Here is a 20,555-nt window from a genome sequence, read left to right as displayed (position 1 = left end):
CGGTGATTGTGGCCGATCTACAGCTCGATCACAGTGCCGTCGAGGGGGACTTCGACACCGGCCTCGCGCAGCTCGGCCGACTCGGGCGACGACGGGTCGAGCACCGGGTTGGTGTTGTTGAGGTGGGTGTAGATCCGCCGCACCCCGGGAAAACGCCGCAGCTCGGGCAGGCTCGCCGTGATCGGCAGGTGGCCCATCGCGGCCTGCCCGGACGAGCTGCCGGTCGCGGAACCCATCTCCGAGGCCGCGTAGAACGTGCCGTCCAGCAGCAGGCAGTCGGCACCGGCCACCACCTCGTCGAAACCGTCAGGCCAGGACGCCAGGCAGGGCGCGTAGACCAGCACGCCGCGCGAGACGGGATCGAAGAACCGGTAGGCGACCACCCAATGGCCGTCCACAGTGGACGAGCGGGCGTACTTCGGGCGCTTGCCACTGATCGGGATCGCCGAGACCTGCAGCCCGCCGACCTCAAAAGGCTGGTCGACCTGACGCCACTCCACCGGCGCGTAGCCGTCGATCACGGTGCGCAGGTCGAACTGGTCCTTCAGCGCGTGCAGGACCGAGCCCGGCGCCCACACCGTCAGACCCGCGCCGCCCCGCAACGTCAAGAGGCCCAGCGTGTGGTCCAGTTCGGCGTCCGTGAACAGGGCACCGCGCAACGGTGTGTCGCGCGCTCCAGGACCGGGGTTCAACGACGAACACGAAGCGATCTGCGTCCGGATGTCCGGCGAAGCGTTGACCAGCCACCAGTCGGTGCCGTTGCCGCTGATCGCCAGGCAGTCCTGGGAGCGGGAGGGCAACTCGCCGGAACGGGCACGCACGCACAGAGGACACGCGCAGTTCCACTGCGGGAAACCGCCACCTGCCGTCGTGCCGAGCAGGACCGCCTTCACCGCATCTTCCTCATCGCCATCGCGGGGACCTCGGACGGCGCCATCTCGGTCTCCAGGATCAGGTCCACAGTGGACCGCGCGGGAGACAGAGAACAGACCGGATCGGTCGCGGCGGCGTCACCCGTCAGCTGGAACGCCTGGCAGCGGCACCCGCCGAAGTCGATCTCCTTGCGCGGGCACGAGCGGCACGGGTCCTGCATCCACTCGAACCCGCGGAAGGCGTTGAACGACGGCGAGTGGTGCCAGATGTCGTGCAACGAGGAGTCGCGCACGTTCTCGATCTCCAGTGACGAGATCACCGTGGCGGCGGGACAGGGGAGCACGTCGCCGTTCGGTGCCACGGTCAGCTGCCGCGCGCCCCAGCCGTACATGCAGGGTTTCGGGTGGGCCTCGTGGTAGTCCGCGATGACGTAGACGATCTCCATCCGGCCGCGCAGCCGTTCCTGCGCCGCGGCCACGATCGGGTCGGCGACGGCCAGCTGGGCGCGGGTCGGCAGCAGCACCGCGCGGTTGCGCAGCGCCCAGCCGTAGTACTGGGTGTTGGCGAGCTCCAGGCGCTCGGCACCCATCTGTTCCGCCATCGCGATGATGCCGGCGATGTTGTCGAGGTTCTGCCGGTGCAGCACCGTGTTCACGGTCAGCGGCAGGCCCTCGTCGAGCACGTGGGCCGCGGCCTCCACCTTCCGGTCGAACGCCTTGATGCCCGCGATCCGGTCGTTGCCCTCCCGCGTCGCGTCCTGCAAGGAGAGCTGCACGTGGTCGACGCCCAGGGAGGCCAGCGAACGCAGCCGGTCGCGCGAGAGACCGACCCCCGACGTGACCAGGTTGACGTAGCAGCCGAGGCTGTTCGCGTGCGCCACGAGCTCGGGCAGATCGGTTCGCAGCAACGGTTCGCCGCCGGACAGGTGGATCTGCAACGCGCCCAGGGAACGGGCCTGGTCGAACACGCGCCGCCAGTCCTCGGTCGACAGCTCGGCGTCGCGGCGGACCAGTTCCAGCGGGTTCGAGCAGTAACCGCACTGCAACGGACACCGGTGCGTCAGCTCGGCCAGCAGGCCGAAAGGCGCCTCAGCCATCGACGTCCACCACCCTTCGTTCGACCATGCGGGCGATCAGCGAGGCCACGTCGCCCGGTTCGACACCGGCGTACTCGTCGGCCAGCACCACGGCGATGTCGCCGACGGATCGAACGCCGTCACAAAGCGCCACCACGGAGGCCGCGGTCTCGTTCAGCACCAGCACGCCCTCGGGGAACAGCACCACGTGCGCGGAACGGATCTGGTCGTAGGTGCACTTCACGCCGCGCCGGATCCGCGGCACGGCGTCCAGCGCGACGGTCGTCGTCACGGCCTGCCCTTGCCCGAGTAGTAGTCGACGGCGTCCAGCACGGCCCGCAGCACGTCGCACTTGAACGACAGCGCGGCCACGGCCGCCAGCTGCTGCTCACGCGTGACGGAATGCTCGACCACGATGTCCACAGTGGCCTGTCCCTCGCCGGCGACCGCCTGGATGCGGTTCGTGAAGTAGGCGAAGCCCTCCTCGGCGATCCACGGGTACTGCTCCCGCAACGCCGCCAAACGCTTGCGCATCAACGCACCCGAGAACATCTCGGTGAGGCCGGAGGCGATGGCCTCGACCCACGGTTTGGTGCGCGCGAAGTTCACGTAGGCGTCGACGGCGAAGCGCGTGCCGGGCAGCACGTGCCGTTCGTCGAGCACCTCCTCCCGCGTCAGCCCGACGGCCTCCGCGAGGCGGATCCAGTTCTCCGCGCCACCCTCGCCCGGCCGGGTGCCGTCGTGCCAGACGATCCGCTCACGCCACTGCCGCCGGATTTCCGGCGACGGGCAGTTGGAGAGGATCGCGGCGTCCTTCTGGGCGATGCAACGCTGGTAGTACCAGCGGTTCGCGGCCCACGCCTGCAGCTCGTGCTTGCTCAGCTGTCCGGCGTGCATGCGCAGGTGGAACGGGTGGCTGTCCCAGTACCGGGGTGCGAGGGCGCGGAGCTCGGCGACGAACTCCGCGGGGGCAACGGCAGTCATGGACGGGAACTCCTCCAGGAACGCGCGCGGGGCCGGGGTCCCCGGCAGCCTGCCAGGAACCCCGGCGCGATGCCTGACGTCAGCTGCGGGCCGCGTAGGCGGTGACCTCCATCGGAGTCTCGAAGTCGCGGAAGTCGGGCTTGACCCACTCGCGCTTGACCTCGGGCAGCTTCGTCTCGCTGGTGGTGACGGCAACGTTCATGGCGCAACTCCTCGGGTGTCCGGCCCGCATGCCCGAGTGGGCGTGCAAGCGCTTTCCGTTGGGGCGCGGCGGCGACCCACACGGTATGTCTTCCGGGACGTCGAGGTCCAGACCGCCCACGAAGTTGCCTGAAATCATCGGAGGGAAATCGTCTTGTTTCGCCGCTGCGGTACCCGGGAATTACGGAACCTCCGACCACTGTTGCAGGTCACTGCGATCTGTGATTGCGTAAACACGCCCTGCAACGCCGCCGCCGCAGACCCTAACGAGCGGACCGAAGGAGAGCACACATGCGTGCTCGTCGTATCGCAGCAGCGGCAGCCTGTACTGCCATGGCCGCGACCCTCTGCGTGTTGCCCGCCTCGGCGCAGGACGATCCCTCCGTCCTGGCCGAACGGACACTCGCCACGAAGCTGGACATCCCGTGGGACATCGAGTTCCTGCCGGACGGCAGCGGCATCTTCACCGAGCGGGACACCAGGAAGATCAAGAAGATCACGGGCACCACCGTGACGGAACTCGACACGGTGGAACAGGCCCAGCTGACCGGCGGTGAGGGCGGCCTGCTCGGCCTCGCCGTGTCGAAGACCTTCGCGACCGACAACTCGGTCTTCATCTACTACTCGACGGCCAGCGACAACCGCGTCGCCAAGCTTCAGCTCGGCGGCACGCCGCAGCCGATCGTCACCGGGATTCCCAAGAACCGCTACCACAACGGCGGCGGACTCGAGTGGGGTCCGGACGGCTTCCTGTGGGCCACCACGGGCGACGGCCAGAACACCGCCACCGCGCAGAACTGGAACTCGTTGGGCGGCAAGGTCCTGCGCTTCGACGAGACGGGCAAGCCCGCTGCCGGCAACCCTCGCGCCGGCAGCGTCGTCTACTCGATCGGTCACCGCAACGTCCAGGGCATCACGTGGATCGGCAACACCGCGTACGCCACGGAGTTCGGCAACAGCAGGACCGACGAGGTCAACCGGATCGAGGCCGGCAAGAACTACGGCTGGCCGACGTGTGAAGGCAACTGCAACACCGCGGGCATGACCAACCCGGTCAAGACGTGGTCCACCAGCCAGGCCGGTCCGACCGGCATCGCGTTCTACAAGAACGCCCTGTACGTCGGCGCGGTCACCGGCAAGCGCGTGTGGAAGATCCCGGTGAACGGCACCACGCTCGGCACCCCGCAGGCGGTGTTCACGAGCTACGGCCGCGTGCGCGCGGTGGCTCCGGCGCCGGACGGCACGCTCTGGCTGGGCACGTCCAACCAGGACGCCAACGGCTCACCGGGCGCCAACGACGACCGGATCATTTCTACGGACGGTTAGTGGTGTGGCCCGGAACGTTGCCGGGTGAATTCGCGGTCAGACGGGTGCATCGTGGTGCCGCCCCCACGTCCTCATACTGGATGTATGGGGGCGTGGGGGCGGTGCCGCGAGGCGCCCTGCTGAGCGTGAATTCGCTCGCCAACGGGCCGGGTCACGCCACTAGGACCAGTTGCGAGCAGCGGGCATCCGGCGGAGCTGGTCCAGCACCGCCGGATCCTGCAGCTGCATCCACTGGATCACCTCGGTGTAGGTGGCGCACACCGTTTCCGGCTTGTCGCACACGTACTCCATGAACTGCTCCATCGCCGTCGAGAACGCGTTGCCGTTCCACTCGTTGAAGTGGTTGCCGACGACGATCGGCGCGCGGTTGCCGTTCAACGCGGCCTGGTGCACCGACTTGTAGGTGTCGAGGACGATCTGGGCGAAGTCGCCCGCGCGCCAGGGTTCGTCCTTGGCCTGGTTGAGCGAGTACCAGAGGTTGAAGTCCATCATGACGACCTGCTTGCCCAGCGCCGGAACGCGGACCTCGGGCATCGGGAACTCGTACAGTCCGTTCTGGACGGTCGGCCACTGCACGCCGAGCGCGACCTTGCTGGTGTCGTAGACGAGCCCGTTCGCGGCCATCGCCGGGAAAGCCTGGTCCCAGTTGCCTTCCAGGCACGGCGTCCGTCCACCCCGGACGGCGTCGGCGGGCAGGTTGAGCCCGGCGGCGCGGGACCTGTCGACGATCTGCTTGAACTGGGCGAGTTCCGCGTTCCAGGCCGCGGTGTCCCACTTGTCGACCGACGGCTGGGTGCCGTTCGAGCAGAAGTGGCCGTTGTAGTGCGTGCCGATCTCGTGGCCGTCGGCGATCACCTGGTTCAGGTAGCCGATCCGCGAGGCGACGTCCTGCCTGGTGCCGCCGAAGTCGATGTCGGACAGGCCGCGCTTGAGGCCGGCGGGCGGCTGGTACTGGCTCTTGTCCGGGTCAGCCAGCATGTAGACGCCGGAGAGCAGACCCGTCACGTGCGCGTTCTTGGCCTTCGCGATCGGCAGGACCTTGTCCCAGTGCTGCTTCGACACCGCGCCGTCGAACGAGAAGAGCACGAACTGCGGTGGCTTCTCACCCGGCGTGAGCTTGTGCATCCACGGCTGCTTCTGCACCTGCTCGGGGGTGGCCGCCGGCACGGTCGGTGTCGGTCCCGCGTCCTTGGGAGCGGGCAGCCTCGGAGCCATCGGCAACGGGCCGGAGTCCGCCTGGTTCGCCGGGTCCTCGTGCGCCCCCAGCGTCATCACCACTGCCAGAACCAGCCCCAGAGCAAGGCCAGTGGTCAACCATCCCCACCGTTTCACACCTTAGGAGACGACTGATTACCCGAACGGGTTGCGCGAGGTGCTCGATTGGTCACTGAACGGGTTCGGCGATGACCACTCGGTTCGCTTCGTACCCCTGCTGACCACCGACCCACGTGCCGCCGCAGGTGACCAGCACCAGCCGGTGCGGCCCGCGCGGTCCGAAGAACTCGACGGCGCGTGCGGGGAGCTCCTCCTTGCGGATGGTCTCGATCTGCTTGATGCGGAACCTGAACTCCTTGCCCGCGCTGTCGGCGATCACGACCTCACGGCCGTTCTGCGCCTGCCACAGCTCCGCGAACGGGCCCTTGGCGCCCTTCCAGTCGACGTGCCCGGCCAGCACCGTCGCACCCTCGGCGCCCGCGAGCTCGGTGCCCCACCAGGTCGCCTCGCCGATGCCGTCGGGCACCGGCAGCACGCCGTCCTCGACCTCCTTGCGCACCAGCGTCGCCGAACCGCCCGCGGGCAGCCGGACCGAACCCGGACCGGCCTTGGGCGGCGCGGGTTGTTGCTGCTGCTGCGGGGTGGGGTCGGCGGGCTTGGCGTTGGCCGTGTTCGCACCGCCGATCAACCCGGTGAGGTCGGGACCGCGGCCGGTGCTCAGGCTGTCCGCGACCGGCCCCGGTCCCACCACCGGGATCTCGTCCGCGACCGCGCGTCCGGGGAGGACCTCGGTCTCGGACGTGGTGACCAACACGCTGGCGGCGGCCACACCCGCCACCAGCGCACCGGTCAGAAAAGCCTTGGGACTCACTGCCTGCGCCACACCAGGAAGCCTGCCAGCGCCGCACCGAGCAGCACCAGGCCACCCACCGCCAGCATCAGTCCCGGCCGCAGCTGCATGTCGAACGACGCGGTGGCGACCGGCGTCTGGCCGTCCGCGCCGGCGGGAATCGTGCTCGGCACGACCGGCTTGTTCGGCTTGTTCACCAGTTCGAGCGCGAGCGTCTGACCCGCCGCGAGCGTGCCGCACGAGGACGGCGGCGCCTTCGGGTCGAAGAACTCCTCGTAACCCTTGGGGGCGGCCACCTCGACGAGGCAGATCTCCTGCGGGGTGCGCAGGTCCGGGACCTCGACCGTGCCGTCGGGGCCGGTCTGCAGCACCAGCGGCTTGCCGTCCGTGCCGACCAGGTCGGTGTCGTCCTGCTTCTTCGCCGCCTTCGTCTGGTCCTTGGCGGTGACGCGCAGCGCGACGCCCGGGATGGCCTTCTTCGTCTCGGAGTCGATCTTCGTGATCTTCACGGCGCCGGGAGCGGTCTTGGCCTGGCCGTTCGCGGCGGCGTTCAGCTTCTTCTCGCCGCCGGTCGTGACCATGCGCTGCATGTTGTCCGTCTGGATCGGGAAGTGCACGACGGGCCGGTCGGCGGGGGAGTCCGCGACGGCCGCGATCGAGGGCTTCGGGCCGGTGGCGATGACCTTCACGGTCGCCGGCTGGCCGTCGGCACCCGTGGTGGCCGTGCCGCTGGTCTTGCCGTCGGCCAGCGTGGCGTCGGTGAGGGTGAAGTTGATGGGCGCGTTCGTGACGCCCTTGTCGTTGGCCTTGACCAGCGCGAGCGTCCAGGTGGACTCGGAGCCGATGATCAGCGGTTCCTTCGGCGCGGTGGCGCTGAGCGTCCACGGACCGCGGTTGGTCTCGGCGTCGGCCTTCAGGCGCGCGACGGCGTCCATGACCGGCTGCGGGAGCCGCGCGGCGTAGAAGGGCGCGTCGTAGGCGAGGAACTTCGGGTCGGTCGTGTCGAGCCGCACCGCGCCGTCGGGCACCGACGTCCAGCTGTGCAGCAGGTGCGCGAGGGCGGCGGCCTCCTCCGGCGACTTGGTCGTGGAGTAGCGCAGCAGCAGGTAGGAGATGTTCGCCGCGATGCCGGCCTCGAGCTTCTTGCCGGCCTTGGTCAGCAGTTCGTCGCCCTCGCGGTACCCGACACCGCTGTCGGGCGCCGGCAGCGCGTACTGCACGCACCACACCTGCTTGTCCTGCCAGATGTATGACCCGTGCCACTCGCTACCCGGCGTGGCGTTGGGCTGGAGCCCTGACGCGTTGTGGCCGATGCCCTTGACGCCGACCGCTGACGCCGTCGAGGGAACGGTCAGGAGCGCGAGCCCCGAAACCATCGCCACGGCGGCCAGACGTTTCCAGCCCATTTGGATCTTGATCCCCTCTGACCTGCGGATTATCCCGCGTGCGAGCTTGTCGGTCCCCCACACCGGGGACAAGCCGCCACGAGGGGGAAGTCTCTCGCTACTCTGCGTGTGAACGTGATCGGAATGTGACGCGGCTTACGCGGTTCGGGTCGGACACGCCGCGACACGCCGTAGTCGTATAACGCTCTGGAGTTGGCGCAGTATTTGCGCACGTGTGATCGTCGTCGGGGGTAAAGTCGCCTTTACCGATGGGGAACATGGCACTAAGCGTGCTCGTTGAACCCAGTGACGGCGTAAAGCAACGCCACAGGAGGATCAGGTGCGCTCGAGCAGCAACCCGGCCTTCCGCAACCTGCCGACCGGCGGCGGGTACGGAGGCTACGCAGGCTTCGGCCAGCCAGAGCAGGCTGGCTACCAGCAGGCCCCGCCGCCGCTGACCAGCGAGCGGCCGATGACGATCGACGACGTCGTCACCAAGACGGGCATGACGCTCGCCCTGGTGGCCACGACGGCCGTCATCACGTACCTCATGAAGGCGTGGGGTCTGCTGTTCCCCGCGGCGATCATCGGTCTGGTGCTCGCCCTCGTCATCATGTTCAAGAAGATGCCGAGCCCGCCACTCGTCCTCGCCTACGCCGCCGTCGAAGGTGTCTTCCTCGGCGCGTTCAGCGGGATCATCGGCAACATGGTCGACCGCATGACCGGCAACCCGGGTCAGGGTGTCGTCATGATCGGTCAGGCCATCATCGGCACGCTCGGCGTGTTCTTCGGAATGCTCGTGGTCTACAAGACCGGCGCGATCCGCGTCACGCCGAAGTTCACCAAGTGGATCGTCGGCGCGATCATCGGCGTCGGCATCCTCATGCTCTTCAACCTGGTCATGAGCTTCTTCACCGACGGCGGCCTCGGCCTGCGCAGCGGTGGCCCGCTCGCGATCATCTTCAGCCTCGTCTGCATCGGCCTCGCGGCGTTCAGCTTCCTGATCGACTTCGACGCCGCCGACCAGGCGATCCGCGCCGGCGTGCCGGCGAAGTTCGCGTGGCAGATCGCGTTCGGTCTCACGGTCACCCTGGTGTGGCTGTACACCGAGATCCTGCGCCTGCTGTCGTACTTCAACTCGGACTGACGCTTCGGGTGTGCTGGAGGGGCGTTCCGCTGCGGCGGGGCGCCCCTTCGGCGTTGCGGGGAAGTTCGGAGAATTCAACATCAGGGGGAAGCGTGGACTCCGCATACCGGCTCGTCATGGAACCGCCGTCGGTCGACGACTACCTGCGTCTGCGCAAGGAATCCGGACTGAGCGCGCGCACCAGGGAAGAAGCCGAGAACGGCATCAACGGCGCGTGGGCCAGCGCCAGTGTCATTCACGTGGAATCAGGTGAAACCGCAGGTATGGGCCGCGTGCTCGGTGACGGTGGTTGGTACTTCGTCATCATCGACATGGCGGTGCTGCCGCAGCATCAACGCAAAGGCATCGGCGACGCGATCATGACCGCGCTGCTGGCGAGAATCCGTGAATCCTCTCCGGGTGCTCAGGTCAGTCTGCTCGCAGATCCGCCCGGCCGTCGTCTCTACGCACGACATGGCTTCGTGGAGAGCGCACCGAGCTCGATCGGGATGTGGCGGCGCTAAGCCCGCCAGCGCACGTCCGGCAGTTCGCTGCCCACCTTGATCAAGCAGTTCATGCAGAGGGCGCCCGCCTGGGCGCGCGACACCCGTTCGTCGGGAACCGAATGTTCGCAGACGGCCTCGTAAAAGCTGCGGGAACCGTCGGTTTGATCAAGAGAGAAAGCATGGCATTGCAGGTCGTATTCGCTTTGCCACCACACGTAGGGCATGTCCGACCCCTCCTCACTCATCGGTAGGGACGGACTTCCCCTCGCCTGATGACGCCAATGCGCGACGATTCATCTCATCGGCAGAAAGGGGGCAGGCAAGTAGCTCCGTTCGGGTGATACGGAGCCACTTGCAAGCGTCAATTTGCAGATCTTGAACGAAAGATCAGCTCAGTCGCTCGATGACCATCGCCATGCCCTGGCCACCGCCCACGCACATCGTTTCGAGACCGAACTGCTTGTCGTGGAACTGCAGCGAATTGATCAAGGTCGTGGTGATGCGCGCGCCGGTCATGCCGAACGGGTGGCCGACCGCGATCGCGCCGCCGTTCACGTTCAGGCGGTCGAGGTCGATTCCGAGGTCCTGGTAGGACGGGATGACCTGGGCGGCGAACGCCTCGTTGATCTCCACGAGGTCGATGTCGGAGACCGACAGGCCCGCCAGCGCCAGTGCGCGCTTCGAGGCCTCGACCGGGCCGAGGCCCATGATCTCGGGGGACAGGCCGGAGACGCCGGTCGACACGATCCGGGCCAGCGGCGTGATGCCGAGTTCGCGGGCCTTGGTGTCGGACATGATCACGAGGGCCGCGGCGCCGTCGTTCAGAGGGCAGCAGTTGCCGGCGTTGATGCGGCCGTCGGGACGGAAGACGGGCTTGAGCTGGGACACGGCCTCGTAGGTGACGCCGGCGCGCGGGCCGTCGTCGGACGAGACCACGGTGCCGTCGGGCAGCGTGACCGGCGTGATCTCGCGGGCCCAGAAGCCGTCGGCGATGGCCTTCTCGGCGAGGTTCTGCGAGCGGACGCCGAACTCGTCCATCTCCTGGCGCGAGACGCCCTTGAGCAGAGCCAGGTTCTCGGCGGTCTGGCCCATCGGGATGTAGACGTCCGGCACGACGTCGAGCGAACGCGGGTCCACCCACTCCGCGGCACCGGTCTGGGCGACGGAGGCGGTGCGCGCCTCGGCCTCGCCGAACAGCGGGTTGTGCGTGTCCGGCCACGAGTCGGAGCTGCCCTTGGCGAACCGCGACACGGTCTCGACGCCGGCGCTGATGAACACGTCGCCCTCGCCCGCCTTGATGGCGTGCAGGGCCATGCGCGTCGTCTGGAGCGAAGAAGCGCAGTAGCGGGTCACCGTCGTGCCGGGCAGGTTGTCGTAGCCCAGCAGCACGGAGACGACGCGCGCCATGTTGAAGCCCTGCTCGCCGCCTGGCAGGCCGCAGCCGAGCATCAGGTCGTCGATCTGCGCGGGGTCGAGCTGCGGCACCTTGTCCAGTGCGGCGCGAATCATCCGCGCCACCAGGTCGTCGGGCCGAACGTCCTTCAGCGAGCCCTTGCCCGCACGGCCGATGGGGGAGCGGGCGGCGGAGACGATCACGGCCTCAGGCATCACGAAACTCCTCGTTGAGAGTCAAGGTTGCCGTCGAGCCTAGTTAACGCCCGCTCACCCCGGCCAGCGCGAGTGACGAGAATTCCGAAACTCAAGCGTGCCGCTTCTGCAGCCAGGTCGGCACGCGGGACGGCCGCACCGCCAGCGCGGCCGCGGACGGCAGCCGCACGACAGGCGCGATCCAACCCGGCCACAGCCCCGCCACCTGGCACAACGGCGCCAGCAGCACGCCGGCCGCGGCCTCGTAGCCGATCGCGCTGGGGTGAAAGCGGTCCGAGCTGAACATGTCGACGTGCCGCGCCATGAACTCCGGCGCCAGGAGGTTCCCGAGGGACACCGGCACGCCACCCGCCTGGCGCACCGCGGCGGTCTGCGCGGCCGCGAGACGCAGGCTGTACCGGCGTCCGACCATCCGCAACGGCTGGGGGATCGGCCGCACGATCCCGAGGTCGGGGCAGGTGCCGACGACGACGCCGCAGCCGACCGCGCGCAGCCTGCGCACCTGCTCCGCCAGCAGCCGGGCCGACTCGGCGGTGCCCATCCGCGACGTCACGTCGTTCGCGCCGATGATGATCAACGCGACCTGGGGCACGTCCCGCACGGCCGCGTCGACCTGCGGCACCAGGTCGTGCGTGGTCGAGCCGCTGATGGCGTACGTCGACAGGCGCACCGGCCGCCCGGCTTCCTCGGCCAGCGCCTGGGCCAGCAACACACCCGGCATCTGCGAGGGATGGGTCACACCGACACCCACCGCCATCGAGTCTCCGAGCACCGCCAGCCGCACCGGATCACCGCCGTCGTCGAGGTACACGCCGTCCGGTGCGGGCCAGAGGTGCTCCAGCACGCCGATGGCCACCCGGGCACGTCGTCCCTGCTCAGTGAGCAGACCGACCAGCGCACCGGAGAGACCTCCGAGCGTCGCGGCGGTCATCGCCACCCCTCGCAGCGTCCGCAGTCCGATCATCCGCGACACCCCCTTCCTCGTGGAATCGTCGGCGTCGCCGTTCGAATCAACCTCCGCAGCCACTAGAGCTACGCTTCGTCCCGCTATCTCGGAGAGTGGGAGCAGGGGAGTAGATACCGGTGGAGTACGTCGAGCACGTCGTCGATCTGGTCGGCAACACGCCGCTGGTCAAGCTGAACTCCCTGACCACGGGGATCAAGGCCACGGTGCTGGCCAAGGTGGAGTACCTGAACCCCGGCGGCAGCGTGAAGGACCGCATCGCCCTGCGGATGGTCGAGGCGGCCGAGAAGTCCGGTGAGCTGCAGCCCGGCGGCACGATCGTCGAGCCGACCTCGGGCAACACCGGCGTCGGGCTCGCGCTGGTCGCGCAGCGCAAGGGCTACAAGTGCGTCTTCGTGTGCCCGGACAAGGTCAGCGAGGACAAGCGCAACGTCCTCAAGGCCTACGGAGCCGAGGTCGTGGTGTGCCCGACCGCGGTCGCCCCCGAGCACCCGGACTCCTACTACAACGTCTCGGACCGGCTCGTCCGCGAGATCCCCGGCGCGTGGAAGCCCGACCAGTACTCCAACCCGGAGAACCCGGCGAGCCACTACCACCAGACCGGCCCCGAGATCTGGCGCCAGACCGCCGGCAAGATCACGCACTTCGTCGCCGGCGTCGGCACCGGCGGCACGATCTCCGGCACCGGCCGGTACCTCAAGGAGATCTCGGATGGCGCCGTGAAGGTCATCGGCGCGGACCCGGAAGGCTCGGTCTACTCGGGCGGCACCGGCCGTCCGTACCTGGTCGAGGGCGTCGGCGAGGACTTCTGGCCGGAGGCCTACGACAAGACCATCTGCGACCAGATCGTCGAGGTCTCGGACGCGGACTCGTTCGACGTCACCCGCCGCCTCGCCCGCGAGGAGGGCCTGCTCGTCGGCGGTTCCTGCGGCATGGCGGCCGCCGCCGCGCTGCGCATCGCGAAGGACCTGCCCGAGGACGCCGTCGTGGTCGTGATCCTCCCGGACGGCGGCCGCGGCTACCTGTCCAAGGTCTTCAACGACCGCTGGATGGCGTCCTACGGCTTCCTCCCGCCCGACTCGACCGGCGCGACCGTTGGCGACGTGCTGCGCCGCAAGGGCGGCATGCTGCCCGACCTCGTGCACGCGCACCCCAACGAGACCGTGGGTGACGCCGTCGCGATCCTGCGCGAGTTCGGCGTCTCGCAGATGCCGGTCGTCAACGCCGAACCGCCGATCATGGCGGCCGAGGTCGCCGGCGCGGTCAACGAGCGCGACCTGCTCGACGCGTTGTTCACCGGAAAGGCCCAGCTGTCCGACCGTTTGGACAAGCACATGTCGCCGCCGCTGCCGACGCTCGGCGCCGGTGAGCCGGTCGGCATCGCCATGAACGCGCTCTCGAACGCCGACGCCGCCCTCGTGCTGGAGGACGGAAAGCCGGCCGGGGTCGTGACTCGGCAGGACATTCTGGGGTTCTTGGCTGGTCGCTGAGCGTAGAAGCCGGTGCGTCCGATAGCGTGACGCCCCAGATCATCATCAGTCTTACTCGTACACGGCCCAGCCAAGGGGGTTGGAAACCGGATGAACGCTCCGCAGCCGCCAGGAAATCCGTTCGGCGGTCAGCCGCAGGAGCCCAACGCGGACGCAACGCAGATCGTCCCGGGGGGTGGCCAGCCGTCCGCGGCGAACCCGAACCCGGACGCGACGCAGGTCGTCTCGCCAGGGCAGGCTCCTGCCGCACCGCAGCAGAACGCGGACGCCACCCAGGTCGTCAGCCCCGGTCAGGTGCCGCCCTCCTCGGGTGGCTTCCCGGCTCAGGGACCCGGCTCCGGCGGGTTCCCCGCCCAGCCGCCGGCCTACGGCGCTCCGCAGCAGCAGCCCTACGGTGCTCCTCAGCAGCAGCCTTACGGCGCTCCGCAGTCCAACCCGTACGGCCAGCCGGCCGCGGGTGCCTACGGTCAGCCGCAGCAGCCTTACGGGGCTCCGCAGTCGAACCCGTACGGTCAGCCGCAGCAGCAGGCTTACGGCCAGCCCGGCGGCTACGGCCAGCCCGGTTACGGCATGGCGCCGCAGCCCCCGACCGGGTACGCCGAGTGGGGCTCGCGCTTCGTCGGCTACCTGATCGACGTCGCGGCCCCGACCGTCGTCACGCTGATCCTGTACTACGTGGTCGTCGGCATCGCGGTGGCGTCCGACGCCCCCGGTCTCGCGCTGCTCGCCATCCCGATCTGGCTGGCGAACTTCGGCTTCATCATCTGGAACACGGTGATCAAGCAGGGCCAGACCGGTCAGTCGATCGGCAAGAAGGTCGCGAAGATCAAGCTGGTCGGTGAAGAGACCATGCAGCCGCTCGGCGGCGGTACGACGTTCGTGCGCCAGCTGTGCCACGTCGTCGACGCCCTGCCGTGCTACGCGGGCTTCTTCGCCCCGCTGTGGGAGCCCAAGAAGCAGACCTGGGCCGACAAGATCATGAAGTCCGTCGTGATCAACGCTCCGGAGACCGCGTCGTCGCCCTACGGCGGCACCGGCGGCTACCCGCAGCAGCCCGGCACCGGCGGTTACCCGCAGCAGCAGCCCCCGCAGCAGGGCGGCTACGGCCAGCCCCCGCAGCAGGGTTACGGCGGTCAGCAGCAGGGCTGGTAAAGCCCTCGGCACGACCTCGACCAGCCCCCGGCCACCTCGGCCGGGGGCTGGTCCGTTTTCACTGCTTGGACTCTTGCGGTCGGCGGCCAGATGGGTGAGTACCCTTCGAACATGAGCACCCCATACGGCTTCGCCACCAGGGCGATCCACGCCGGTCAGGACCCGGACCCGACCACGGGTGCGGTGAACGTCCCCATCTACGCCACGTCGACGTACGCCCAGGACGGCGTGGGCGGCCTGCGCGAGGGCTTCGAGTACTCGCGCACCGGCAACCCCACCCGTCGTGCACTGGAGACGTGCCTCGCGTCGCTCGAACGCGGCCGCTACGGCCGTGCGTTCTCCTCCGGCATGGGTGCGACCGACGCCGCGCTGCGCACGTTCCTCAAGCCCGGCGACCACATCGTCATCCCGAACGACGCCTACGGCGGCACGTTCCGCCTGATCGACAAGGTCTTCTCCCAGTGGGGGATCACCCACTCGCCCGCCCCCGTCTCGGACGTCGACGCCATCCGCGCGGCCATCCGTCCCGAGACGAAGCTCGTGTGGATCGAGACGCCCACCAACCCGTTGCTGAACATCGGCGACATCGCGGCCATCGCCTCGGTCGCGCACGGTGCCGGCGCCAAGCTGGTGGTGGACAACACGTTCGCCTCGCCCGCCCTGCAGACTCCGCTGGAGCTGGGCGCGGACGTGGTGCTGCACTCGACGACCAAGTACATCGGCGGGCACTCCGACGTCGTGGGCGGTGCGCTGATCACCTCCGACGAGGAGCTGGACGCGGCGTTCGGCTTCCTGCAGAACGGCGCGGGCGCGGTCCCCGGCCCGTTCGACGCCTACCTGACGTTGCGCGGCATCAAGACCCTCCAGCTGCGCATGGAGAAGCACTCCGACAACGCCGAGCTGGTCGCCGAGGCCCTGACCCGGCACCCGCGCGTGAAGAAGGTCATCTACCCCGGCCTGGAGTCGCACCCCGGGCACGCGGTCGCGGCCAAGCAGATGAGCCGGTTCGGCGGGATGGTGTCGTTCATCGTCGAGGGTGGCGAGGAGGCGGCGCTGGAGGTCTGCGCGCGGACCAAGCTGTTCCTGCTGGCCGAGTCGCTGGGCGGCGTCGAGTCGTTGATCGAGCACCCCGGGAAGATGACGCACGCTTCCACGGCCGGGTCGATGCTGGAGGTGCCCGCGGATCTGGTGCGGGTGTCGGTGGGCATCGAGTCCGGTGACGATCTGGTGGCCGACCTGCTCGAAGCGCTGGGCTGAGGTTCGCTGGTCGCAGCCGTGACCACGGCTGGCCCCGCGTCACGCGACAGGCTCGGACACGCAGAAGGCCCCTCCCGCACGGGAGGGGCCTTCCACGTCTCAAAGCCTCACGGCTTCTTCGAGCCGAACCTGTCCACGTTCTCGGCCTCGGCTGTCGGCGCCGCCGGTAGGTCGGCGCCGTTCACACAGCCTCCGACGAACTGGATCGTCTCGCCGGTGCGGACGAAGCGGCCGGCTTCGTCACAGCCCGCGTGCGCCACTGTCAAGAACGCCGCGCCGGTCAGTGCCGCAGCCGTGGTCACGGCTCCGACCAGCGGAATCACCGCGGCCACGCGTCGCGCGAATGCCATGCCACCTCCACCCGATGTGAGTCCCCCGTGAGGCAGCCTACCGGGGGATCGCCATCAGAGGTTGCCGCGTCGCTCCTGTTCGCGCTCGATCGCCTCGAAAAGTGCCTTGAAGTTGCCCTTGCCGAAGCCCAGGGAGCCGTGGCGCTCGATCAGTTCGTAGAAGACGGTCGGGCGGTCGCCGATCGGCTTCGTGAAGATCTGCAGCAGGTAACCGTCCTCGTCGCGGTCGACGAGGATGCGGTGCTCCTTCAGCGTCTCGATGGGGACGCGGACCTCGCCGATGCGGGCGCGGAGCTCCGGGTCGTCGTAGTACGAGTCCGGCGTTTCGAGGAACTCGACGCCCGCGTCGCGCATGGCCGTGACGGTGGTGATGATGTCGTTGGTCGCCAGCGCGATGTGCTGGACGCCCGCGCCCTCGTAGAACTCGAGGTACTCGTCGATCTGCGACTTCTTCTTCGCGATCGCCGGCTCGTTCAGGGGGAACTTGACGCGGTGGTTGCCGTTGGAGACGACCTTCGACATCAGGGCGGAGTAGTCCGTGGCGATGTCGTCGCCGATGAACTCCGCCATGTTCACGAAGCCCATGACGCGGTTGTACCACTCGACCCAGTAGTCCATCTTGCCGAGCTCGACGTTGCCGACGCAGTGGTCGACGGCCTGGAAGAGGCGCTTCGGGGCGCCTTCCGGACGCTTCACGGACGAGCTGCGCGCCACGTAACCGGGCAGGTAGGGGCCGGTGTACCTGGAGCGGTCGACGAGCGTGTGGCGGGTCTCGCCGTACGTCGCGATCGCGGCGAGGCGGACGGTGCCGTGCTCGTCGGTGACGTCGTGCGGCTCCTCCAGCACGGTGGCGCCCTGCTCGCGGGCGTGCTTGATGCACTGGTCGACGTCACCGACCTCCAGTGCCAGGTCGATCACGCCGTCGCCGTGGCGGCGGTGGTGGTCCAGGAGTTCGGAGCCGGGCGTGACGCCGCCGTGGATCACGAAGCGGGCCGAGCCCGACTTCAGCACGAACGACTTGTGGGTGCGCTGGCCGGTCTCGGGGCCCGCGTAGGCCACGAGCTCCATGCCGAACGCCACCTGGTAGAGCCACGCGGTCTGCGTGGCGTTGCCCGCGACGAACACCACAGCGTCCATGGCGCGCACGGGGAAGGGGTCCTTGGTCGCGTCGTAGTCGACCAACCCCACGAGCTGCCGGAGCTGGTCGTAGCTCACGTCGTCAAGCTGCTGCGTCATGCCCATCAGCATGATTCGACCTAGCATGGTGAGCAACAGTCAGCGAATTCACAGGGCAATTTGTATAGTGATCCATGCCTTCAGATCAGCAGAGTGAGCACTCTGACCAGCCCGTGGACGAACTCGACGCGAAGCTGCTGTTGCTCTTGACGGACGAGCCACGGCTGGGCGTCCTCGAATGCTCCCGCCGGCTGGGCGTCGCGCGGGGAACCGTGCAGGCCCGGCTGGACAGGCTGGTCGAGCGGGGCGTGCTCACCGGGTTCCCGCCGGCGCTCGACCTCGGTGCGATGGGCTACGGGCTGACGGCGTTCGCGACGGTCGAGATCGCGCAGGGGCGCCGGGCCGAGGTGTGCGAGGGGCTGGCCGCGATCAGCGAGGTGTGCGAGGTGCACGCGACGACGGGCCAAGGGGATCTGTTCGTGCGAATGGTCGCCAGGTCGAACGCGGACCTGCAGCGCGTGGTCGATCACATCGTCGACGTTCCTCACGTCCGGAGGCTGTCGACCTCCATCGCGTTGTCGACGCCGGTGCCTCCACGTGTGCGGCCTTTGCTGGAACGCGTGAAAGGGCGGCCACCGAAGTGACCGCCCTTTCGCACGTTTTGTGGCGTGACTACGACTGGTACGGAACCGCCGAGATCAGCGTGACCTTCTGCTGCTTGCCGTTCGGCAGCTCGTAGGACACGGTCTCCCCGTCCTTGGCGCCGTTCAGGGCCTTGCCGAGCGGCGAAAGCGGGGAGTAGACCTCCATCTCGCCGTGCGCGCCCTCTTCGCGGGTGGCGAGGAGGAAAGTCTCCGTCTCGTCGTCACCCTCGTAGCGGATCGTGAGCACTGTGCCCGGTGCCGCGACACCCTTGGTGGTGGGCGCCTCGCCGACCTTCGCGGCCTGGAGCAGCTCGTGCAGCTGGCGGATGCGCGCCTCCTGCTTGCCCTGCTCCTCGCGAGCCGCGTGGTAGCCACCGTTCTCACGGAGGTCGCCCTCCTCGCGGCGGGCGTTGATCTCGGCAGCCATGACCGGGCGGTACGCGATGAGTTCGTCCAGCTCAGCCTTGAGCCGGTCGTAGGCCTCCTGGGTCAGCCAGGTCACCTGGGTGTCGCTCACGGTCACCAACTCCTCGTCTTGCTCCGGCGCACGCGTGTGCCCCAGATAGTTCCCGGGCCGTGGGCCCGGAACGGAAAAACACGGCCCGCGCCGGGGCCGTGCTTGAGCTGCAATAGTAACACGTAGACAACGTTCAGCGACGGCGATTTGTTCCCCATCTCGCCGTTTAAACCGCAGATCACCCGCTTGGCCGCTAGCTCGTGGACAAGTAGGCGGGAACCTGGTAGGAGCACCCGAACACCTCGCCGGTGACCGGCGGCTTCGAGGTGCGGAGAACGGTTGTCTCTACGACGACGTCATTTCCCGGTGGCACCAGAACTTCGCGTCTGCCTGCTTCGTCCCCGTCCTTGGACCGGGCCCGAATGATGCAGACAGCCGCACGCTCCGGTTGATCTCGGGAAACCTCGAAACTGACCTTCACCTGGTCGTCGCCGAGGAGGATGAACGCGGTCTGCTTCGCCTCGATCGGCTTTGTGCCGAGATTTCGGTAACCGACGAAGGCGATGACGGCACCCACGGCGACGGCTACGGCGAGTAATGCCCAGCGCGTCCACGTGGCCATGGGTTTACGGCTCTGCTTGCGGTAGCGCCCCTCGGGGAGCACGCGTTGTGCCACTTGTCCGCGCCCTCCTCGGCCTCTGGGGAACAATGGTGCCCGGCGTTCAGTTGATGAGTGTCGCAGGACCATTCTCACAGGAGGACCACGGGGGTCATGGCCGACAAGCTGCGCCTTATGGCAGTGCACGCACATCCCGACGACGAGTCGAGCAAGGGCGCGGCCTCGATGGCTCGCTACATCGCCGAAGGGCACGACGTGATGGTCGTGACCTGCACCGACGGTGGTGCGGGCAGCATCCTCAACCCGGCGATGGACAGGCCGGACGTGCTCGAGAACATCATCGAGGTTCGCCGGGAGGAGATGGCCCGCGCGGCCAAGATCCTCGGCATCCAGCACCGCTGGCTGGGCTTCAAGGACTCGGGCCTTCCCGAGGGCGACCCGCTGCCGCCGCTGCCCGAGGGGTGCTTCGCCCTCGTGCCGCTGGAGGAGTCGGTGCCGTCCCTGGTGGAGGCCATTCGCGACTTCCGCCCGCACGTCGTGGTGACCTACGACGAGAACGGTGGCTACCCGCACCCGGACCACATCCGCACGCACGAGATCTCGATGGCCGCCCTGGACGCGGCCGCAGACCCGGCCTACCAGCCCGAACTGGGCGAGGCGTGGGAGACGCTGAAGGTCTACTACGGGCACGGCTTCTCGCGCGCCAAGATCGTGGCTTTCCACGAGGCGATGGAGGCCCGCGGCATGGAGTCGCCGTACACCGAGTGGCTCGCGAACTGGAGCACCGACCGTCCGGACGTGATGGACCGCGTGACCACCCAGGTCGAGTGCGCGGACTACTTCGACGTCCGCGACGAGGCGCTGAAGGCCCACGCCACCCAGATCGACCCGACCAGCCGCTGGTTCGGCATCCCGATGGAGCTGCAGCGCGAGATCTGGCCGACCGAGGAGTACGAGCTCGTCCGCTCGCTGGTCGACTCGACGCTGCCGGAGAACGACCTGTTCGCCGGAGTTAAGGTCTAGGGGTGCTCTCCCCAGACTTCTCCGTCGGCAGCACGGTGGCGCTCGTCGCCGTGCAGCCGTCGAACACGAACGACAACGACAAGGGCGGCCAGGGCGAGGACTTCGGCAAGTCCTCCCCGGTCGGCCTCGTCCTGCTGATCGTCTTCTTCATCGCGGTGTTCTTCCTCGTCAAGTCGATGAACAAGCACATCAAGGGCTTGCCCGCATCGTTCGACGAGCCGGCCGAGGCCTCGAAGGAGACCCCGGCCGAGCCTTCCGCACCGAAGAAGAAGGA

At 68.4% G+C, this 20,555-nt stretch carries 24 protein-coding genes; 9 read left to right on the top strand and 15 right to left on the bottom strand.

Annotated elements, in window-relative coordinates; genetic code table 11:
• Positions 1 to 17: 17 nt before the first annotated feature.
• From pqqB to pqqA, 5 genes are all read right to left on the bottom strand, one after another.
• Positions 18 to 893 (bottom strand): pyrroloquinoline quinone biosynthesis protein PqqB, encoded by an 876-nt coding sequence (pqqB, locus tag SK571_RS40710; RefSeq protein ID WP_319989457.1) that lies wholly within the window; start codon positions 891 to 893, stop codon positions 18 to 20.
• Positions 890 to 1,969, bottom strand: a complete 1,080-nt coding sequence (gene pqqE / locus SK571_RS40705) for a pyrroloquinoline quinone biosynthesis protein PqqE (protein ID WP_319989456.1) — start codon at positions 1,967 to 1,969, stop codon at positions 890 to 892. Before pqqE ends, pqqB begins: the two co-directional genes overlap by 4 nt.
• Positions 1,962 to 2,240 (bottom strand): pyrroloquinoline quinone biosynthesis peptide chaperone PqqD, encoded by a 279-nt coding sequence (gene pqqD / locus SK571_RS40700; RefSeq protein ID WP_319989455.1) that lies wholly within the window; start codon positions 2,238 to 2,240, stop codon positions 1,962 to 1,964. The genes pqqE and pqqD overlap by 8 nt, the downstream gene beginning before the upstream one ends.
• On the bottom strand, positions 2,237 to 2,932 hold the full coding sequence (gene pqqC, locus SK571_RS40695; RefSeq protein WP_319989454.1) for a pyrroloquinoline-quinone synthase PqqC: 696 nt from the start codon (positions 2,930 to 2,932) through the stop codon (positions 2,237 to 2,239). Before pqqC ends, pqqD begins: the two co-directional genes overlap by 4 nt.
• Before the next feature lie 79 nt (positions 2,933 to 3,011).
• Entirely contained in the window at positions 3,012 to 3,134 is a 123-nt protein-coding gene (gene pqqA / locus SK571_RS40690) for a pyrroloquinoline quinone precursor peptide PqqA (protein ID WP_319989453.1), read from the bottom strand.
• Positions 3,135 to 3,466: 332 nt separating this feature from the next.
• Between pqqA and SK571_RS40685 the strand changes: the two genes are divergently transcribed.
• Positions 3,467 to 4,459 (top strand): PQQ-dependent sugar dehydrogenase, encoded by a 993-nt coding sequence (locus SK571_RS40685; protein WP_319989452.1) that lies wholly within the window; start codon positions 3,467 to 3,469, stop codon positions 4,457 to 4,459.
• A 159-nt stretch (positions 4,460 to 4,618) separates the two neighbouring features.
• Here the strand turns inward: SK571_RS40685 and SK571_RS40680 are convergent, their stop codons facing one another.
• The 3 genes from SK571_RS40680 to SK571_RS40670 form a co-directional block, all read right to left on the bottom strand.
• Positions 4,619 to 5,773, bottom strand: a complete 1,155-nt coding sequence (locus SK571_RS40680; protein ID WP_319989451.1) for a polysaccharide deacetylase family protein — start codon at positions 5,771 to 5,773, stop codon at positions 4,619 to 4,621.
• A 70-nt stretch (positions 5,774 to 5,843) separates the two neighbouring features.
• The gene (locus SK571_RS40675) at positions 5,844 to 6,557 is read right to left on the bottom strand and encodes a class F sortase (protein WP_319989450.1); all 714 of its coding nucleotides are present in this window, start codon (positions 6,555 to 6,557) and stop codon (positions 5,844 to 5,846) included.
• The gene (locus SK571_RS40670; RefSeq protein WP_319989449.1) at positions 6,542 to 7,930 is read right to left on the bottom strand and encodes an MSCRAMM family protein; all 1,389 of its coding nucleotides are present in this window, start codon (positions 7,928 to 7,930) and stop codon (positions 6,542 to 6,544) included. The genes SK571_RS40675 and SK571_RS40670 overlap by 16 nt, the downstream gene beginning before the upstream one ends.
• Before the next feature lie 319 nt (positions 7,931 to 8,249).
• Here SK571_RS40670 and SK571_RS40665 point away from each other — a divergent pair, with 319 nt between their 5' ends.
• Positions 8,250 to 9,056 carry a Bax inhibitor-1/YccA family protein gene (locus SK571_RS40665; RefSeq protein ID WP_090065563.1) on the top strand — a complete coding sequence of 269 codons (807 nt, stop codon included), beginning with the start codon at positions 8,250 to 8,252 and terminating at the stop codon, positions 9,054 to 9,056.
• A gap of 92 nt (positions 9,057 to 9,148) precedes the next feature.
• Positions 9,149 to 9,559, top strand: a complete 411-nt coding sequence (locus tag SK571_RS40660) for a GNAT family N-acetyltransferase (protein ID WP_319989448.1) — start codon at positions 9,149 to 9,151, stop codon at positions 9,557 to 9,559.
• Here the strand turns inward: SK571_RS40660 and SK571_RS40655 are convergent.
• The 3 genes from SK571_RS40655 to SK571_RS40645 form a co-directional block, all read right to left on the bottom strand.
• A complete protein-coding gene (locus tag SK571_RS40655) occupies positions 9,556 to 9,765 on the bottom strand; it encodes a hypothetical protein (protein WP_319989447.1) in 210 nt (69 codons plus the stop codon). The genes SK571_RS40660 and SK571_RS40655 overlap by 4 nt on opposite strands.
• 163 nt (positions 9,766 to 9,928) lie before the next feature.
• A complete protein-coding gene (locus SK571_RS40650; RefSeq protein ID WP_319989446.1) occupies positions 9,929 to 11,149 on the bottom strand; it encodes an acetyl-CoA C-acetyltransferase in 1,221 nt (406 codons plus the stop codon).
• 91 nt (positions 11,150 to 11,240) lie between these two features.
• Positions 11,241 to 12,113 (bottom strand): SGNH/GDSL hydrolase family protein, encoded by an 873-nt coding sequence (locus SK571_RS40645; RefSeq protein WP_319989445.1) that lies wholly within the window; start codon positions 12,111 to 12,113, stop codon positions 11,241 to 11,243.
• A 119-nt stretch (positions 12,114 to 12,232) separates the two neighbouring features.
• On the opposite strand from SK571_RS40645, the gene SK571_RS40640 reads away from it, so the two are divergent.
• The 3 genes from SK571_RS40640 to SK571_RS40630 all read left to right on the top strand — a co-directional run bounded on the left by SK571_RS40640 (position 12,233) and on the right by SK571_RS40630 (position 16,012).
• A complete protein-coding gene (locus tag SK571_RS40640) occupies positions 12,233 to 13,603 on the top strand; it encodes a cystathionine beta-synthase (RefSeq protein WP_319989444.1) in 1,371 nt (456 codons plus the stop codon).
• A 90-nt stretch (positions 13,604 to 13,693) separates the two neighbouring features.
• Positions 13,694 to 14,755 (top strand): RDD family protein, encoded by a 1,062-nt coding sequence (locus SK571_RS40635; RefSeq protein WP_319989443.1) that lies wholly within the window; start codon positions 13,694 to 13,696, stop codon positions 14,753 to 14,755.
• A 111-nt stretch (positions 14,756 to 14,866) separates the two neighbouring features.
• Entirely contained in the window at positions 14,867 to 16,012 is a 1,146-nt protein-coding gene (locus SK571_RS40630; protein ID WP_319989442.1) for a cystathionine gamma-synthase, read from the top strand.
• Between the two features lie 107 nt (positions 16,013 to 16,119).
• On the opposite strand, the gene SK571_RS40625 is transcribed toward SK571_RS40630, so the two are convergent.
• Positions 16,120 to 16,362 (bottom strand): hypothetical protein, encoded by a 243-nt coding sequence (locus tag SK571_RS40625; protein WP_189158166.1) that lies wholly within the window; start codon positions 16,360 to 16,362, stop codon positions 16,120 to 16,122.
• Positions 16,363 to 16,416: 54 nt separating this feature from the next.
• Entirely contained in the window at positions 16,417 to 17,598 is a 1,182-nt protein-coding gene (gene hppD / locus SK571_RS40620) for a 4-hydroxyphenylpyruvate dioxygenase (protein WP_319989441.1), read from the bottom strand.
• A 74-nt stretch (positions 17,599 to 17,672) separates the two neighbouring features.
• Between hppD and SK571_RS40615 the strand changes: the two genes are divergently transcribed.
• Positions 17,673 to 18,182 carry an Lrp/AsnC family transcriptional regulator gene (locus SK571_RS40615; protein WP_090065570.1) on the top strand — a complete coding sequence of 170 codons (510 nt, stop codon included), beginning with the start codon at positions 17,673 to 17,675 and terminating at the stop codon, positions 18,180 to 18,182.
• Positions 18,183 to 18,210: 28 nt separating this feature from the next.
• Here the strand turns inward: SK571_RS40615 and greA are convergent, their stop codons facing one another.
• Positions 18,211 to 18,708 carry a transcription elongation factor GreA gene (gene greA / locus SK571_RS40610; RefSeq protein WP_090007240.1) on the bottom strand — a complete coding sequence of 166 codons (498 nt, stop codon included), beginning with the start codon at positions 18,706 to 18,708 and terminating at the stop codon, positions 18,211 to 18,213.
• Positions 18,709 to 18,892: 184 nt separating this feature from the next.
• Positions 18,893 to 19,315, bottom strand: coding sequence for a DUF4307 domain-containing protein (locus SK571_RS40605; protein ID WP_319989440.1), 423 nt, complete (start codon positions 19,313 to 19,315; stop codon positions 18,893 to 18,895).
• A gap of 96 nt (positions 19,316 to 19,411) precedes the next feature.
• Here SK571_RS40605 and mca point away from each other — a divergent pair, with 96 nt between their 5' ends.
• Together mca and SK571_RS40595 are read left to right on the top strand one after the other, a co-directional pair.
• On the top strand, positions 19,412 to 20,281 hold the full coding sequence (mca, locus tag SK571_RS40600) for a mycothiol conjugate amidase Mca (protein WP_319989439.1): 870 nt from the start codon (positions 19,412 to 19,414) through the stop codon (positions 20,279 to 20,281).
• Between the two features lie 2 nt (positions 20,282 to 20,283).
• The coding region (locus tag SK571_RS40595) for a hypothetical protein (RefSeq protein ID WP_406602103.1) at positions 20,284 to 20,555 on the top strand (272 nt) is incomplete at its 3' end.

Origin of the sequence: Lentzea kristufekii (assembly GCF_033949925.1) — a bacterium.
Classification (GTDB): Bacteria; Actinomycetota; Actinomycetes; order Mycobacteriales; family Pseudonocardiaceae; genus Lentzea; species Lentzea kristufekii.
This window is presented reverse-complemented; position numbering and strand designations above follow the sequence as displayed.